Annotated in this window: 16 protein-coding genes; 15 read left to right on the top strand and 1 reads right to left on the bottom strand. The window is 62.3% G+C overall.

From position 1 onward, the window contains the following. Positions 1–185: 185 nt before the first annotated feature. The 8 genes from V6B08_RS17140 to V6B08_RS17105 are packed head-to-tail and all read left to right on the top strand — an operon-like array spanning position 186 to position 7797. Positions 186–1028, top strand: a complete 843-nt coding sequence (locus V6B08_RS17140) for an IclR family transcriptional regulator (protein WP_341983108.1) — start codon at positions 186–188, stop codon at positions 1026–1028. Next, the gene (locus tag V6B08_RS17135; protein ID WP_341983106.1) at positions 1028–2278 is read left to right on the top strand and encodes a M24 family metallopeptidase; all 1251 of its coding nucleotides are present in this window, start codon (positions 1028–1030) and stop codon (positions 2276–2278) included. The genes V6B08_RS17140 and V6B08_RS17135 overlap by 1 nt, the downstream gene beginning before the upstream one ends. A 4-nt stretch (positions 2279–2282) precedes the next feature. Then, positions 2283–3128, top strand: a complete 846-nt coding sequence (locus tag V6B08_RS17130) for an ABC transporter permease (protein WP_341983105.1) — start codon at positions 2283–2285, stop codon at positions 3126–3128. Then, the gene (locus tag V6B08_RS17125; RefSeq protein ID WP_341983103.1) at positions 3125–3913 is read left to right on the top strand and encodes an ABC transporter permease; all 789 of its coding nucleotides are present in this window, start codon (positions 3125–3127) and stop codon (positions 3911–3913) included. Before V6B08_RS17130 ends, V6B08_RS17125 begins: the two co-directional genes overlap by 4 nt. A 49-nt stretch (positions 3914–3962) precedes the next feature. Continuing rightward, the gene (locus tag V6B08_RS17120) at positions 3963–5057 is read left to right on the top strand and encodes an ABC transporter substrate-binding protein (RefSeq protein WP_341983100.1); all 1095 of its coding nucleotides are present in this window, start codon (positions 3963–3965) and stop codon (positions 5055–5057) included. A gap of 22 nt (positions 5058–5079) precedes the next feature. Further along, positions 5080–6186 (top strand): ABC transporter ATP-binding protein, encoded by a 1107-nt coding sequence (locus tag V6B08_RS17115; RefSeq protein ID WP_341983098.1) that lies wholly within the window; start codon positions 5080–5082, stop codon positions 6184–6186. Continuing rightward, the gene (locus V6B08_RS17110; RefSeq protein WP_341983096.1) at positions 6183–7085 is read left to right on the top strand and encodes an amidohydrolase family protein; all 903 of its coding nucleotides are present in this window, start codon (positions 6183–6185) and stop codon (positions 7083–7085) included. Before V6B08_RS17115 ends, V6B08_RS17110 begins: the two co-directional genes overlap by 4 nt. A 1-nt stretch (position 7086) precedes the next feature. Beyond that, positions 7087–7797 (top strand): DUF1028 domain-containing protein, encoded by a 711-nt coding sequence (locus tag V6B08_RS17105; RefSeq protein ID WP_341983094.1) that lies wholly within the window; start codon positions 7087–7089, stop codon positions 7795–7797. Between the two features lie 8 nt (positions 7798–7805). Here the strand turns inward: V6B08_RS17105 and gcvA are convergent, their stop codons facing one another. Continuing rightward, positions 7806–8771, bottom strand: a complete 966-nt coding sequence (gene gcvA, locus V6B08_RS17100; protein ID WP_341983092.1) for a transcriptional regulator GcvA — start codon at positions 8769–8771, stop codon at positions 7806–7808. Between the two features lie 53 nt (positions 8772–8824). Here gcvA and V6B08_RS17095 point away from each other — a divergent pair, with 53 nt between their 5' ends. From V6B08_RS17095 to gloA, 7 genes are all read left to right on the top strand, one after another. After that, entirely contained in the window at positions 8825–9427 is a 603-nt protein-coding gene (locus tag V6B08_RS17095; protein WP_341983090.1) for a (2Fe-2S)-binding protein, read from the top strand. Next, positions 9424–12810, top strand: a complete 3387-nt coding sequence (locus V6B08_RS17090; protein WP_341983088.1) for a molybdopterin cofactor-binding domain-containing protein — start codon at positions 9424–9426, stop codon at positions 12808–12810. Before V6B08_RS17095 ends, V6B08_RS17090 begins: the two co-directional genes overlap by 4 nt. A gap of 28 nt (positions 12811–12838) precedes the next feature. Beyond that, on the top strand, positions 12839–13936 hold the full coding sequence (locus V6B08_RS17085; RefSeq protein WP_341983085.1) for an ABC transporter substrate-binding protein: 1098 nt from the start codon (positions 12839–12841) through the stop codon (positions 13934–13936). After that, positions 13933–14730, top strand: coding sequence for an ABC transporter ATP-binding protein (locus V6B08_RS17080; protein ID WP_341983083.1), 798 nt, complete (start codon positions 13933–13935; stop codon positions 14728–14730). The genes V6B08_RS17085 and V6B08_RS17080 overlap by 4 nt, the downstream gene beginning before the upstream one ends. Positions 14731–14750: 20 nt before the next feature. After that, positions 14751–15542 (top strand): ABC transporter permease, encoded by a 792-nt coding sequence (locus tag V6B08_RS17075; RefSeq protein ID WP_341983080.1) that lies wholly within the window; start codon positions 14751–14753, stop codon positions 15540–15542. Positions 15543–15649: 107 nt separating this feature from the next. Continuing rightward, the gene (locus V6B08_RS17070; RefSeq protein ID WP_341983079.1) at positions 15650–16036 is read left to right on the top strand and encodes a RidA family protein; all 387 of its coding nucleotides are present in this window, start codon (positions 15650–15652) and stop codon (positions 16034–16036) included. Positions 16037–16062: 26 nt separating this feature from the next. Further along, positions 16063–16512, top strand: coding sequence for a lactoylglutathione lyase (gene gloA, locus V6B08_RS17065; RefSeq protein WP_440588820.1), 450 nt, complete (start codon positions 16063–16065; stop codon positions 16510–16512). Positions 16513–16522 lie beyond the last annotated feature (10 nt).

Genomic DNA, 16522 nt, shown 5'->3' with positions numbered 1-16522 from the left:
AATGCGGCAGGGGTTGGCATCGCGACGGGCGATCATCGAAACACTGCATCTCCTTATGCGCGCATGTTGCGGTTGTTTGACAGAAATCGTTTGCGCCGCGGCGGAATCTTCTGCAAGCTTTTAAAAATAGAGACGGCGTCTCTTATCCTGAGACGTGTGGTTTTATCGTGAATTGGCCTGGAGCGATGCCCGAACGCAGCTATTCCGATATCCAGTCTGTCGCCCGCGCCGCGGCTATTCTGCGTGCCTTCACCAAGGCGGATAGCTGGGGCCCGACCGATCTGGCGGCGCATCTCGGCCTGCATAAAAGCGTGGTGCACCGCCTGCTGGCGACGATGGCGAAGGCCGGTGTGCTGAGCCATGATACGGCCAGCGGCCGCTACAGCATCGGCGCCCTGATCCTGCAGCTTGCGCCCAAGGGCGGCGCGAATAACGCCTTGAAACAACTGGCCCGGCCTTACCTGCAGCGGCTGGTGGACAGCACCGGCGAGACCGTCAGCCTGTGCGTAGTGGAAGGCAATCACGGCCTCTGCATCGATTGTATCGACAGCCCGCAGGCCATGCGTTTCACGGTTTCCACCGGTGATACCTTTCCGCTCAATGCCGGCTGCGTCGGCAAGGTGATGCTGGCTTTCCAGCCGAGCCAGTTCATCGAGCAGCTCATCGCCCGCAAGGCGCTGAAACGCTACACCCCCAACACCATCGTCGATCCCACCAAGCTGCGCGCCGAACTGGCGAAGATCCGTCGCCTCGGCCATGGCTTCAGCGATTCCGAAATCACGCCAGGTTCGCGCTCGGTCGGTGCGCCGATTTATGGCGCCGATGGCCAGGTGATTGCCAGCTTGGCGATTTCGGCTCCGGCCTTCCGCATGCCGGATGCCAAGGTGGACGGCTTCATCGCCATCGTGAAAACCGCCGCTGCCCAATTGTCGGGCGAGCTGGCCGGCCATCCGGCGGAAGCCGTCAAGATCGACGCCAAACCGGTGAAAACCAAAGCGGCAACACGCAAAGCCAAGGAGAAGCGTTGATGTTGTTCAATCAGGCGCGTGCAGAGGAAGTCATGGCCCGGGCCGGGGTGGAGGCGCTGATCGCCACCTCGCCGGAAAATGTGATGTATGCCAGTGACTATGAATGCGTCACCCACTGGATCAACAAGGGTTTCCAAGTCTATTCGATCTTCACCCCGAACCATAAGCCCAAGGCCTCGCTGATCGCGCCGAGCCTGGAGCTGGAGGCCATCGTCGATGGCAAGGTGTGGATCGAGGACATCTATATCTTCAGCCCGTTCAAGCGCGGCCCGGCCCAGGGCAACGAGATGGATGCGGTGGGCAAGGCCGGCAAGGCGCTGCTGGAGCGTGCCAGCATTGTCAGCCGAGCGCTTGAAGGCCTGATCGCCGCCATTGAGTCGCGTGGCCTGCAGAACAGCCGCATCGCTGTCGATGAACTCGGCATGTCGCCCTTCATCTTCTGGGAATTGAAGCAGCGTTTCCCCAATGCCGACATTATCGCCGGCAACCCGATGTGGTGGGAAATCCGTATGATCAAGACGCCGGATGAAATCCAGCGCCTGCGCATGGCTTCCCGCATCACCGAACTGGCGGTGAACCATGCTTATGGCCTGATCAAGCCGGGCGTGCGCGAAAGCGAGATTGTGCATGCCTACAACGTCAAGATCGCGGAACTGAAGGGCAAGCCTACCTTCATGCTGATGGGCAGCGGCAGCCGCAGCTCCTATCCGCATATGCTGGTGTCGGAGAAGCCGATCGAGAAGGGCGATATCGTCCGCTACGACATTGGCTGCACCTACGACTACTATCATTCCGACACGGCCCGCGCCGTGGTCTATGGCGGCAAGCCGAGCTTGCAGCAGCAGCGCCTGTGGGATGCGCTGTCAAGCGGCGTCGAGGATGCCATCGCGCTGATCAAGCCCGGAGCCGATGTGCGCGACATCTACCGGGCGGCGATGAAGCCGGGCAAGACGCTGGGGCTCGAGGATTTCGACCGCTTCCATTGCGGCCATGGCATCGGCATCAGCGTTTACGATCCGCCGGTGGTGACGATTTCCGATCCCGCCACCTCGGCCTTCCTGATGCCTTCGGTGGAGGGCGGCCTGCGGCCCGGCATGTCGCTGAATGTCGAGGTCGGCTACTACATGCAGGGTGTGCAGGGCATGCTCTGCGAAGACACCATGGTCGTCACCGAGACCGGCTGCGAAAGGCTGACCAATAACAGCAAGTCGCTGATCTACGACGATTTCATGGCGGCGGCGGTGGTCTGACCGCATGCGCGCCGGGCTCGCCACAAAATTGTCCTTCCTCGCCGCGCCGAAGCTGTGGCTCGTGGTCTTTTTCATCCTGCCGATGTTGACCATGGTGCTCTACAGCTTCTGGCGCGTCGTGGATTACCAGATCGTGGCCGATTTCACGTTGCGCAATTACCAGAAGATCAGCGGGCCGCTTTATACCGGCGTGTTCCTGCGCACCATCAAGCTGTCGCTTTATGTCACCTGCCTGTCGCTGCTGATCGGCTATCCGGTGGCCTATTTCCTGGCGCGCAAGGTGAAGCGGTTCAAGCTCACCCTGCTGCTGCTGATCGTGCTGCCACTCTGGACCAGCTATCTGGTGCGTACCTATGCCTGGATGCTGATTCTCGGCACCCAGGGCGTGATCAATCAGGCATTGCTCGGCCTTGGCATCATCTCGGAGCCGATTACCGGCCTGCTCTATTCCGATTTCGCCGTCACCATTGCGCTGGTGCATATCTACATGCCGTATCTGATCCTGCCGCTCTATGCCGTGCTGGAAAAGATCGACCCCAGCCTGCTGGAAGCCGCCTGGGATCTTGGCGGCGGCAAGGTCCGCACCTTCCTCTCGGTGATTCTGCCGCTCAGCCTGCCTGGCATCGTCAGCGGCTGCCTGTTCGTGTTCATCCCGTCCATGGGCGCCTTCGTCACCCCGGAACTGCTTGGCGGTACCCGCAGCATCATGATCGGCAGCATCATCGCGCAGCAATTCGGTGTCGCCTATGAATACCCCTTCGGTTCCGCCCTGGCGTTGACCCTGATGGGGATCATCTTCGCGCTCGCCGCCCTCAGCCTGCGCTATGGCAAGCCGAGAGGTGTCGCATGATCCGGCGCGACACCAGCAAATACCTGCTTGGCACCTGGACCGGCCTGATCCTGCTGTTCCTGTTTGCGCCGCTGGTCGTCGTTGCCGTCTTTTCCTTCAACAACTCGGCGATCAGCCGCTTTCCCCTGAGCGGCTTCACCTTGAGCTGGTATGCCAAGCTGCTGCAGGACAAGTCGATCCACGAAGCGCTGGTCAACAGCCTGATCATCGCGCTGGCCACGGTATGCATTTCCACCACGCTCGGCATCGCCGGCGCCGTCGGCATTCACCGCTATGGCGGCAAGCTGGCCGGTGGGCTGCGCGCCTTCGCACTGCTGCCGATGATGGTGCCGCGCCTTATCATCGGCATCGCACTGCTCACCTTCTACAACCTGCTGAGCATCGACCTGTCTCTGCTCACGGTAATCGGCGGCCATGTGGTGATGACCTTGCCCTATGTCATCCTTATCACGCTCGCGCGCCTGGTGGGCTTCGACCGCGTGCTGGAAGAGGCGGCCTGGGATCTCGGCGCCAATGCCTTCACGGTGTTCCGCGAGATCACCTTGCCCTTCCTGCGCCCGGCCATCGTTGCCGCCGCGCTGATGTCCTTCACCCTTTCCTTCGATGAGGTAGTCGTCACCTTCTTCACCACCGGCAACGACAACACGCTGCCGATGGTCATCTGGTCGAAATTGCGCTTCGGCATCACGCCGGAACTGAATGCCATCGCCACGATCACGGTGGTGGTAAGCGGCTTATTTGCCGTCGTGGCCGAGTTGTCGCTGCGGCGTGCGCAACAGCGTTGACATGAGTTCATCATTTCAAAGCAGACAGAAAAGAAAAGGAGATCACCAAATGGAACGCGAAACCTTCAACATGCTGCTGCCCAGCAACATGAGCCGACGTGGCATGCTGCGGCTGATGGCCGCCTCCGGCCTGATGGCGGCAATGCCGGCTGGCCTGCGCGAGGCACTGGCGCAGGACAGGTCGCTGAACCTGTTCACCTGGTCGTCCTGGGGCGGCGGTGAATTCGTCAAGGACGCCAAGGACAAGCTAAACCTGGAGCTGAGGCCGACCTTCTACAGCAGCTCGGACGAGATGATGGCCAAGCTGCGTGGCGGCGGTACCAAGCTCTACGACATGATCGTACCGGTGCAGAACTATATCGAGCCCGCCGTGAAGGCTGGCCTGATCGAGCCGCTGAATCCGGCGGCCCTGCCCAACACCAAGGATATCTTCGAGCAGTTCGCCACTTCGCCGCAGTGGCGCGTCGATGGCAAGCTCTATGGCATCCCCTTCGTGTGGGGCGCCAATGCCATGGCCTTCAACCGCAAGGTGACGGGCGATCTGGACTCGCTCTCGGCTTTGTTCGACCCGAAATACAAGGGCCGCATCGCCATGCGCGACGAGCCGGAGGATACCCTGGCGGTGGCCGCGCTGCATCTCGGTATCAAAAAGCCCTATTCCATGGAGGAAAAGGAACTGCAGGAGGTCAAGAAGCTGTTGATCTCGCAGAAGCCGCTGGTACGCGCCTACTGGAAGAACGTCGCCGATGTGCAGAACCTGCTGGCCTCTGGTGAGGTGGTGGTGTCCTGGGCCTTCCTGGCCATCATCGCGCCGCTGCTGAAGGCTGGCGTGGATGCCGGCTGGGTGTGGCCGAAGGAGGGCGCTATCGGCTGGAACGAGTCGATCACGCCGGTGAAGGGCACCACCAAGATCAAGCTGGTGGAGGAATACGCCAACTTCACGCTCAGCCCGGAATACGGCGAGTTCATGGCCCGCAACACCCGCTATGCGCCGGCTTCCAAGGCGGCGATTGCCCGCCTGGAGCCGCAGCTGATCAAGGATCTTGGCATCGACATCAACAATGTCGGCCGCCTCGTGTTCAAGGATATCCCGAAGGACAAGTCGCGGTGGAACGAGATCTGGAACGAGGTCAAGGCGGCCTGACGTAGCAAGAGGGAGAGTGGTGGTGGCGAAAGTGGTGGATGTCGAACTGCAAGCAGTATTCAAGCGCTTCGGCAGCTTTGTCGCGGTCGATGGTATCGATCTAACCGTCGAGCGCGGCCATTTCGTCACCCTGCTCGGACCCTCCGGCTGCGGCAAGACCACTACGTTGCGCATGATCGGCGGACTGGAATACCCGGACTCAGGCAATATCCTGGTGGCCGGGCAGCATCTGTCCGCCGATCTTGGCGCGGCGCGTCCCACCCGCATGGTGTTCCAGAATTACGCATTGTTCCCACATATGACGGTGGCCGAGAATGTCGCCTTCGGCTTGCGCATGCAGAAGCTGCCGAAGGCCGATATCACGACACGGGTGAGGGAAATAATTGCCCTGCTCGGCCTCACGGATCATATCGCCAAATACCCGCGCCAGATGTCTGGCGGCCAGCAACAGCGCGTGGCGCTGGCCCGCGCGCTGGTGACGCGTCCGCGCGTGCTGCTGTTGGACGAGCCGCTCGGCGCGCTCGATCTCAAGATGCGCAAGCATATGCAGAATGAGTTGAAGAAGCTGCAGCGCGAGGTCGGCATCACATTCGTTTATGTCACCCATGATCAGGCTGAGGCGATGTTCCTCTCCGATGCCATCGTGGTGATGGACCAGGGCCGCATCGTGCAGCAAGGCACGCCGGCGGATATCTACCGCTTTCCCCAGACTGCCTATGTCGCGGATTTTATCGGCGAGGCGAATATCCTGCCGGGCGAGTTCGGTATGCGCCGGGGCGATGAAGGCAGCGTGACCACGGCTCTGGGCGCCATGCGCGGCAGCATTGCCGCCGGCTTCCAGCCGCAGGCACAGCAGCGGGTGCTGCTCTCGATCCGGCCTGAACATGTGCTGCTCGGCGCGGCGGTTGGCGGAGCGGATTTCGCCGCCAGCGGCAAGGTGGTCGATCTGGCCTATCTCGGCGGTGTATCGCGTGTCGGTATCGCGATGAACGGCCTGACATTGCATGCCGATTGCCCGGGGCTGTTCCAGGGGGCCGAGGGCGATACGGTGAATTTCGGCTGGAAGGCCGCTGATCTGCGCCTGCTGGCCCATGATGACCGCTTCGGCGATGGCAAGGGGGCCGCATGATCATCGATATCGAAACCCATCCGCTGCGTTTCGCCCGCAACGGCGCGGTGAATCCGCAGATGTCGATGATCAAGCATTATACCTGGTGCGAACAGTCGCCGGACCTTTTGGTAGCCGAGATGGAGTATGCCGGCGTCGACAAGGCTTTCCTGATCAGCTACGACGCCGAGGACATTCAGTGGGGCAGCAGCCGCAAGGGCTTCGATCTCGAGGATTACAGCGGTGGGCGGAAATACAGCCTGCTCGGTTTCCGCCGCTATCCGGAGCGCTTCTACTGGTTCAACACGCTGAAGAACCCCAAGCGCCATGACATCCTGGCGCAGGTGCGGCGCGATTTCGCCGATGGCGCCTCGGGCGTCAAGGTATTTGCCGCCTATATCCAGGTCAACCTGCTGGATGAAGCCTTTATTGCCGTCTGCCGCGAGATCATGGCGCAGGGCAAAGTGCTGCTGCTTTCCTTCCAGACCTTGCGGCCACCTGATTCCTACACGCTTGAGGAATATCTGGAACAGCTTGACCGCCTGCTGCAATTGTTGCCGGGCTTGCCGCTGGTGCTGATGCAGGCCGGCTGTGTCGACCCGCTTACGCCGCGCTGGGATCAGGTGCGCCGGCTGGCCGACAAGCATGCCAATGTCATCATGGGCTGCGGCTTCGTCGGCGAGATCTGGGATGACGAGACTGAATATCCGTTCCCGAATTATCTCGGCCGCCTGCGTAATGTCGCGGCAGCGGTAGGCACCGGGCGGATGATGTGGGGTACGGACTGGCCGTGGTTCGAGGACAAGTTCAAATACCGGCAGGCGGTGGACAGTATCCGCAAGCATGCCGGTTTCTGGACCATGGATCAGCGAATGGAATTCTTGGGCGGCACGGCTGCGCGTTTGATGGGAGCGGAGTGAGATGACTTTTACTGTTGTTGCAAGAGACATGGAAACCGGCCTGCTGGGTGTGGCGCAGGCCACCAACCCGCTATCGGTGGGCGCGCGCTGCCCGTTCATCCGTGCCAATGTCGGCGCCGTGAGCAGCCAGGCCTATACCGATCCGGGCCTCGGGCCGCTGGCGATTGAATTGCTCACCCTGGGCCATGCGCCGAAGAAGGTGCTGGCCGAGATCGAGGGCAGCGACGATGGCTGGGCCTGGCGCCAGGTCGGCATCGTCGACCGCCATGGCCGTGCCGCCGTGCATACCGGCACGGAATGCAAGGTTCACAGTGCCGCTATCACCGGCGAAGGCTATCTGGTGATGGGCAATCTGCTGACCACCGACCAGGTGGTGCCGGCGATGGACAAGGCCTGGCATGACAGTGCCGGCGAGCTGTTCGAGGAACGCCTGATGCGCGTGATCACTGCCGGGCGCGATGCCGGCGGTGATGCCGGCGGGCATCGTTCATCCTGCCTGATCGTCTACGATACCGAAGCCTATGGCCGCACCGACCTGCGGGTGGATTTCGCGCCGAAGCGCGCCGGGTCGCCGGATGCGGTGGACATGCTGCGCGAGGCCTTCGATCACTACAAGCCGATGATCCCGTATTACAAGGTGCGGCCGCACCGCCCCTGGATGCCGGGCTGGATGGACTGGCTGAAGACGCAGGGTATCGAGTTCAAGGACTGAGGGCTGTCTCAGGCGAAAGCACGGCCGAAGCTGCGATCGAAGTTGCGGTCGTGCTCTTCCGAACGCGCCACTTCCAGCACCCATTCGCGGAAGATGCGCACCTTGTCGAGCTTTGTCTTCTTCTTGCTTGAGACAACATAGTAAGACGACAGGATCGGTTTTTCCCAATCGGGGAAGGGCTTGACCAGGCGGCCCGAGGCCAAGTGATCCTGGATCAGCATGGAGCGGCCCAGTGCCATGCCGCCGCCGGCGCTGGCGGCGCGCAGGATCAGCAGCGGATCACTGTATTTCGGCCCCTGGGCGCTGGCCTTCTGCTTCACTTTGATTTCCTCGAGCCACGGCGCCCAGGAAATCCATGGTTCATGCACCATGCGCACCGACGAATGCAGCAGGGTGAATTTGGCCAGGTCGCGGCGTTCCAGCGGCTTGTCGCCTTCTGCCTGCAGCAAGGCGGGGCTGCAGACCGGCGTCACGGTTTCATTGGCGAGCAGGGCGACATCCAGATCCTCGCCGAAATCGCCGCGCCCGAAGCGTATGGCGATATCCACTGTGTCGGCGGCCAGATCCACCATGCGGTAATCGGTCTGCACCAGCACGTCGATTTCCGGATGCGCGGCACGGAACTGCACCAGACGCGGCAGCAGCCATTCCTGGGTGAAGGAAGGCAGGGCACTGATCACCAGGATGTCGGCTTCCGCCACTTTGCCTTTCGGCAGCAGCCACACGGCTTCCTCGAATAGATCGAAGCCCTGCGATACCAGCGGCAGGATGGTCTTGGCTTCCGGTGTCAGCACCAGGCCGTTCGGCAGGCGCTGGAACAGGGTGCAATCGAGAAACTGCTCCAGGATCTTCACCTGATGGCTGACGGCGGTCTGCGTCACCAGCAATTCCTGCGCGGCTTTCGCGAAACTGCCGACGCGCGCGGCAGTCTCGAATGCCTTCAGTGCATTCAGCGGCGGAAGTTTGCGGCGCATGCACATACTCCAGTCTCTGTCGGCGCCAGCCTCTGTTGGGGCCAGGGTTTGGGTTGGGCAAGGCCAAATATTATTTGGTTGCGACGCGTGTCACAATAACGGAGCCTTGCTGCAACAGCGAGGTAAGACGATTGCAACCAGCCATACCCATCGCGTCGCCTGTGACAATCGACGATGCCCGGCACCGTGATGCCTGGGGTGAAACCCGCATCAATGGCGCTGTTGTGCAGTTGCGTGGTGAGCAGCGCATGGCAGTGGCGGCTTTTTTGCGCGATGTGCTTGATCTAAAAGGCACCAAGATCGGTTGCGGCAATGGTGAATGCGGTGCCTGCACCATCGTGGTGAATGGCGATGCGGTCTGTTCATGCCTGTTGCCGCTGCATCGGCTCGATGGCGCAGAGGTCGTCACCATCGAAGGTTTGTCGCAGGATGGTGCGCTGCATCCAATTCAGGCAGCTTTGAAAGACTTTGGCGCTTTTCAGTGCGGTTACTGTACGCCCGGCGTCACAATGTCGCTATTCGCGCTTTTCTCTGCCGATCCTCAACCGGAGGAAATGGCGGTGCTGGAGGCGCTGCAGGGCAACATCTGCCGCTGCTCCGGTTATGTGAAGCTGCTGGAAGCTGTGGATGCTTTGCGCCGCAGCGTGGCCGAATGACACAGCATTTCCGCCATATCGGCCGGCGTATGCCGAGCCTGGATGCAGAAGCCAAGGCCACCGGCCAGCTTGCCTATACCCAGGATATCGTGCGGCCGGGCATGCTGCACGGACTGATCCTGCGCAGCCCGCATGCCCATGCCAGGATTGTCTCAATCGACCTGAGCGCAGCGGCAGGCATGCCCGGTGTGCATGCCGTGGTATGTGGCCGCGATTATCCTGGCGGGCAATACATCAATTTCGGCGCGGTCTATGCCGACCGCTATCCGCTCGCCCTGGATACCGTGCGCTACAAGGGCGAGGATGTGGCGGCGGTGGCGGCGGAAAGCCTGGAACAGGCTCGCGCGGCACTGCAAGCCATCCGCATCACCTATGAGCCCTTAGCCCCGGTTTTCGAACCGGAAGCGGCGCTGGCCGCCGATGCGCCGCTGCTGCATCCGCAGAGGAATAACCTGCCGGCCAATGTGGCGCAGCATGCCGAAGCGGTGTTCGGCGATCTCGATGCCGCTTTCCGCGATGCCGCCGTGGTGGTGAGCAATACATTCTCCCACGGTGCCGTGGCGCCGATCTGCATGGAAACCAATGCGGTTGTTGCCGAGTATGACGCGGCCAGCGGCCAGATGCAGATCTGGACCGGCAGCCAGGCGCCGTTCTTCGCCCGCAAGGAAGTAGCGCATGTGCTCGGCCTGCCGCTGCAGCAGGTGGTGATCCGTGCATCAGGAATCGGCGGCGGCTTCGGCGGCAAGTCGCAATCGCCCGAGCCGGTGGCGGTGGCGGCTTTGCTCTCGTTCAAGGCCGGCAGGCCAGTACGGATCGTGCTCGACCGCCGCGAGGAATTCATCAGCGGCAAGACCGATCATCCGAAGACAATGACGGTATCCACCGCCGTTGCCGCCGATGGCAGCATCCTGGGCCGTCGCACACAGTATTATGTCGATAACGGCGCCTATACCATGATGGGCCCGGCTTATATCTCGGCGGTGCGCCAGCGCACCTGCAATCTCTACCGGGTCGGCGCTGCCGGCTTCGATGGCAAGCTGGTCTATACCAACAAGGTGCCAGGCGGTTCCTATCGCGGCATGGGGGCGCCGCAGATCATCTGGGCCATCGAGACCCAGATCGACGAGATTGCCCGCAAGCTTGGCCGCGACCGCCTGGAATACCGCCTGCAGATCGCCAACCGGCCAGGCGACACCACGCCGCTGGGCTGGAAAATCGGCAGTTGCGCCATGGCTGAATGCATCGCGGAAGCCGGCCGCCGCATCGGCTGGGCGGAAAAGAGCAAGAATCGCAAGCCGTGGCGCGGCCTCGGTATCGCGGCGATGATCAATCCCAGCGTCGGCGTGCTCTATCCGGAGGGTAATTTCGCCAATGTGTCGCTGGAACTGCGCCCCGATGGCCGCATCCTGCTTGGCACCCAGACCGCCGATTGCGGCACGGCGCAGAATACCGTGCTGGCGCAATTCGCCGCCGAGGCGATGGATGTCGACCTCGGCTGCTTTGATGTGCTGCACATGGATACCGAGAACGCGCCCGACGATCTCGGCAGCGCCGCCTCGCGCGTCACTTTCGTCAGCGGTGCCGCCGCCATCGTTGCCGGCAAGGAAATGGTGGCGGCAATCAAGGCGCGGCTGGCCGAACGCTGGGCTGCCGTGTCGGAGGATATCGATTTCCGCGATGGCATTGCCGGCCTGCGCGGCGACAATTCCCGCCGCATGAGCCTGGCCGAATTCGCCGCTGCGGAAGCGCCACTGAAAGTGGTGGGCCGCCACGATATCGAACTGCCGCGCGCCGATCCCAAGACCGGCTACGGCCATTATGCCCCGGCCTATGGTTTCGGTGCGCTCGCAGTCGAAGTGGAGGTCGATCCCGGCACGGGTGCGGTGACGATCCTCAAGATCGTGTCGGTGCAGGATATCGGCCGGGTGATCAACCCGCTGGCGCTGGAAGGCCAGGTGCAGGGCGGGATCCTGCAGGGCATCGGCATGGCCTTGCAGGAAGAGTTGGTTTTCGACGACGGCGAACCGGTGAATGCGTCGCTGATCAGCTACAAGGTGCCGCGCATCTTCCAGACGCCGAATATCGAGATGGCCTTCATCGAGACCGGGGAGCCGAATGGCCCCTTCGGCGCCAAGGCCGGCGGCGAGCATCCGATCAACATGACCGTGGCGGCAATTGCCAATGCCATTACGGACGCCACCGGCATACAGTTCACCAGCCTGCCGATTACACCGCAGAAGATCCTGGATGCCCTGGTGCGCCGCGACGGCGCGATGCCGCAGACCCGGCCCTGGATGCGGCCCTATAACCTGGAAGTCGCCACCGCCCGCGCGCTTTATCCCACGGTGCTGTTTCCCGGCCTCAAGAAACTCGGTGCCGCAATCGGCCGTCCGGTGAAGCAGCCGCGCAAAAGCGAGTTCGTGCCGGCGCGCGAAATCGGCGTGGCGCTGTCACTGCTGGCGGAGGCCAAGGGCGAGGCCAAGCTGATGGCCGGCGGCACCGATCTGCAGCCTGGCATGCGCCAGGGCGTCTATGCGCCGCGCCTGGTGATCGATATCAGCGGCATCACGGCACTGCGTGGCGTGACCGAGCAAGGCGACGCCTTGCGTATCGGCGCCGGCACCACGCTGTCCGCGATCATCCGTGATCCGCTGGTGCGGCGGCATTTCCCGCTGCTGGCGGAAGGCCTGCGCCAGACCGCGACGCAGCAGATCCGCCATGTCGCCACGCTGGCCGGCGATCTCTGCCAGGAGAAGCGCTGCTGGTTCTTCCGCTCGGCCAAGCAATGCTACAAGCATGGCGGCGCCACCTGCCCCTGCTATGCCGTGCTGGGCGACAGCCGGCATCATTCCATCATGGGCGCGGGCCGCTGTGCCGCGCCCTGCGTTGCCGATGCAGCACCTATGCTGGTGGCGCTGGGGGCGCGCGCCGAGGCGCTGGGGCCGCAGGGCACGCGCTTCATTGCCATGGAAGAGTTTTACCGCTGGTCCGGCGAAACCGCGCTGGCTGCCGATGAGATGCTGGTGGCGCTGCATCTGCCGCTGGCCGCAGCCGGGCTGCGCCAGCATTTCGAGAAATTCGCCATGTGGCGCGGCGATTTCGCCGAAGCCAGCGTGGCAGTAGTGGCAGATGTCGCGGCTGATGGCAGGGTGCAAAGCCTGCGCATGGCTTATGGCGGCGTGGCGCCGCTGCCGATGCGCGCCAAGCCGGTCGAAAGCCGCCTGCTTGGCCAACGCATGACGGAGGATGCCATTCGGGCCGCTGCCAGCCATTGCGCCGATGGCGCGCTGCCCTTGCGCGAGAATGCGGCCAAGGTGCCGCTCTTGCAAACACTTGTCGCCCGCAGCCTGGCCGCCATCGCGACCCAGGCAACCGGGCATTGATCGGATCAGCAGCAAAGGAGAAGCAGAGATGATGCAGTCGAAGTCGTTCCGCAAACTGGGTGTGATGGCCGTTGGTGCCGCCGCCATGGTATCTACCGCGCTTTCCGATGCGGCTGCCCAGGCCAAGGACAAGTTCGTCTATGGCGTGCCTTCGGCGATCAGCTCGGCTATCGCGAACTTCGTGTTTGCCAAGGAACTGGGCTATTTCGACCAGGAAAACATCGATATGCAGATGGTGCCGCTGGCCGGTTCGGCGGTGATCATCCCGCAGCTGCTGAGCAACCAGATCCAGGCTGCCGGTGCCAGCCTTGAGCCGCTGGTGATCGCACGCCAGCCGGGCAAGGCGAATTTCCCGCTCAAGTTCGTCTACAATTACCTGCGCAATTCGGTGTGGGAATTCGCCGTCACCGCCAACAGCCCGGTGAAGACCGTGGCCGACCTGCGGGGCAAGACCATCGGCATCGTCTCGCTCGGCTCGGGCAATGTCTACACCACCCGCGCCATCCTGGCGGCCGCCGGCGTGCCGTGGGATCAGGTGAAGGTGCTGGCGGTCGGCTTCGGTGTGCAGGCCTTCGAGGCGCTGCGCTCCGACCAGATCCAGATGTTGAACCTGTGGGAAAGCGCGCATGCCTCGCTGGAAGTGGCAGGTACGCCGCTGCGCCGCCTGGAATACCCGGCGCAGTTCCAGGGCGTTTCCAGCCATGGCTTCGAGGTGACGGATGCGCTGCTGAAGGATAATCCGGGCCTGATCGCCCGTTTCGGCCGCGCCGCCTCCAAGGGCTCGGTGGCCTGTATCGCCAATTACGAAGGTTGCCTCAAGGCCTTCTGGAAGCATTATCCGGAGCAGAAGCCGAAGGTGGGCACGGAAGAAGAGATCCTGCGCAAGGAACTCGCGATCATGGTGCCGCGCATGCAGAATATCGGCTATTTCGCGCCGGGCCAGCCAAAGCGCTGGGGTGAATATGCCGAACGCGACTGGACTGTGCTGATCGCGGCGCTGAAGGCCGGCGGCGAAGTGACGGATGAGAATATCCCGCTCTCCTCGCTCTACACGAACGCGCTGGTGCCGGAATACAACAAGTTCGACTCTGCGGCAGTCGAAGCCCAAGCGAAGGCGTGGAAGTGAGCAAAGTATCTGTACCTGCGTCCGGTGAAGGCCATCTCGTTGTCGATGGCCTCACCGTCACCTATGCCTCCTCGCGCGGCAACCTCACTGCTTTGCAGGAGGTGTCGCTCGAGGTAGGCAGCGGCGAATTCGTCGCCGTGCTGGGGCCTTCGGGCTGCGGCAAGTCCACTTTGCTGCGTATTGCCTCCGGCCTGCTGCCGCCGACCAAGGGGCGCGTGATGTTGGGCGGCAAACCGGTCGATGGGCCACGCCAGGATGTCGGCATCGTGTTCCAGCAGCCGACCCTGTTGCCGTGGAAGACGGTGCTGGAAAACGTGCTGGTGCCGATCCGCAGCCTGAAACTGCCGCTGGAAGCCGGCCGCAAGCGGGCCGAGGAATTGCTCGAACTGGTGGGCCTGGCGAAATTCGCCCAGCATCATCCCTATGAGCTTTCCGGCGGCATGCAGCAGCGCGTCGGCATCGCGCGCGGCCTGGTGCATAACCCGACCTTGTTGCTGATGGATGAACCCTTTGGCGCGCTGGATGCGATGACGCGCGAGCATATGACCCTGGAATTGCAGTCGCTGTGGTGGCAGGCGCGCAAATCAGTGCTGTTCATCACCCATTCGATTCCCGAGGCCGTGTTCCTGGCCGACCGCATCATCGTGTTGTCGTCGCGCCCGGGCCAGGTGATGGAAACCATCACCGTGGATATCCCGCGGCCGCGCCGTGTCCAGTCGATGGGCGAGCCGCAATTCGCCGCCATCTGCAACTACTTGCGCGGGCTGTTCGGCAGCCATGGCGCCATCGATTGACCTCAAGGAGTGCGCCGACCATGAAGAATGGAATGCTGCAATACGGCCTGCCCGTGCTCTCGATGTCGCTGTTCTTCGTCTTCTGGCACAATGCCATCGACTGGTTCGCGGTGCCGGCCTATCTGCTGCCGGGGCCGCTGGATGTGGCCAAGACCTTGTGGATCGGCTATGCCGGCGGCCGTTTCTGGCCGCATCTCGGCATCACGCTCTATGAAATGGTGGTGGGCTATGCCATCGGCTGCACGGCGGCCCTGGTGCTCGGCGCACTGGTGGCGGAATCGCGCATCATCGATCGCCTGGTCTATCCTTTCATCATCAGCCTGCAATCCATGCCCAAGGCGGCATTAGCGCCGCTGCTGATCGTGTGGTTCGGCTTCGGCCCGGCCTCGAAGATCGTCATGGTGGCGCTGATCTGCTTCTTCCCCACTTTCGTCAACAGCGTTACTGGCTTGCGCGCCGCGAACCAGGATTTGCTGGATCTCTACCGCGCCTGCCGCGCCTCGCGCTTGTCGATCTTCTTCAACGTCAAGCTGCCGACGGCGGCCAGTTCCATCTTTGCCGGCCTGCAGATTTCCGTGGTACTGGCACTGATCGGTGCGGTGGTTGCCGAATTCATCGCGGCGCAGAAGGGCCTAGGCTACCTGATCCAGTCTTCCACGCTGAATTTCGATGTCGCCACCATGTTCGCCGCGATCATCTCGCTGGCTTTTGTCGGCATCGTGGCAACCACGGTGATCCGCGTCATTCAGGCCAAGGTGGTGTTCTGGGATGGTGGCCGTCCGCGTGCCTCGACGCAGGCGGAAACCGCATGAAGTAAGGCCCAATCAAGCATGGGCCTAGACGGAGAATTGCTCATTCACGCCACTGCGGGCGTGGGGAGTATGGTGTGTTCGAACGGTAAAACACGAAGGAGACTATTATGACTGTCAAGGCGATCAATCCGGAATCCATGGGCGGCGCCCCGGCGGCCTACACCAACGGCATGCTCGATGTCGGCGGCAGCGAAACGCTCTACATCTCCGGCCAGATCGGCATTGATGCCAAGGGCGTCTGCTCGCCGGATTTCAGCACCCAGACCCGTCAGGTCTGGAGCAATATCGAAGCCATCCTGGCCGATGCCGGCATGACGCTGAACAACATCGTCAAGACCACCATCTTCCTGGTCGACCGCGCCGACTATCCGGCCTTCGTCGATATCCGCAAGGACGTGCTGAAGGGCCACAAGCCGGCCTCCACGCTGGTCTATGTCTCCGGCCTGGTGAAGCCGGAATGGAAGGTCGAGATCGAAGCGATCGCGGTGAAGTAAACAGCCCCGCCCGGGGAGGATGACCGATGGATTACAATACGGAAGAAGCGGAAGTGGTGGAGGTGCCGTACCGGCTGGCGCAACGGCCGGTGCGTATCCTGCACACCATGCTGCGGGTGAAGAACCTGCAGAAGTCGCTGGAATTCTACATCGGGGCGCTCGGCATGCGCCTGCTGCGCCGCCAGGATTATCCCTCCGGGCGATTCACCCTGGCCTTCATCGGCTATGGCGATGAAAGTGGCAACACGGTGCTGGAATTGACCCATAACTGGGACAATGCCGATGGCTACGAGATCGGCACCGCCTATGGCCATATCGCCATAGCGGTGCGCGATATCTATGCCACCTGCGCCGAGCTGGCGGATTTCGGGGTGAAGATCACCCGTGCCCCCGGCCCGATGAAGTTCAGCCCCACGGTGATCGCTTTCATCGAGGATCCGGATGGCTACAAGATCGAGCTGATCCAGCGCGACTAGAGACAAGCGG

This window comes from Ferrovibrio sp. MS7, assembly GCF_038404985.1.
Classification (GTDB): Bacteria; Pseudomonadota; Alphaproteobacteria; order Ferrovibrionales; family Ferrovibrionaceae; genus Ferrovibrio; species Ferrovibrio plantarum.
The sequence above is the reverse complement of the archived record's forward strand: the minus strand, read 5'-3'. Positions and strand labels throughout refer to the sequence as shown.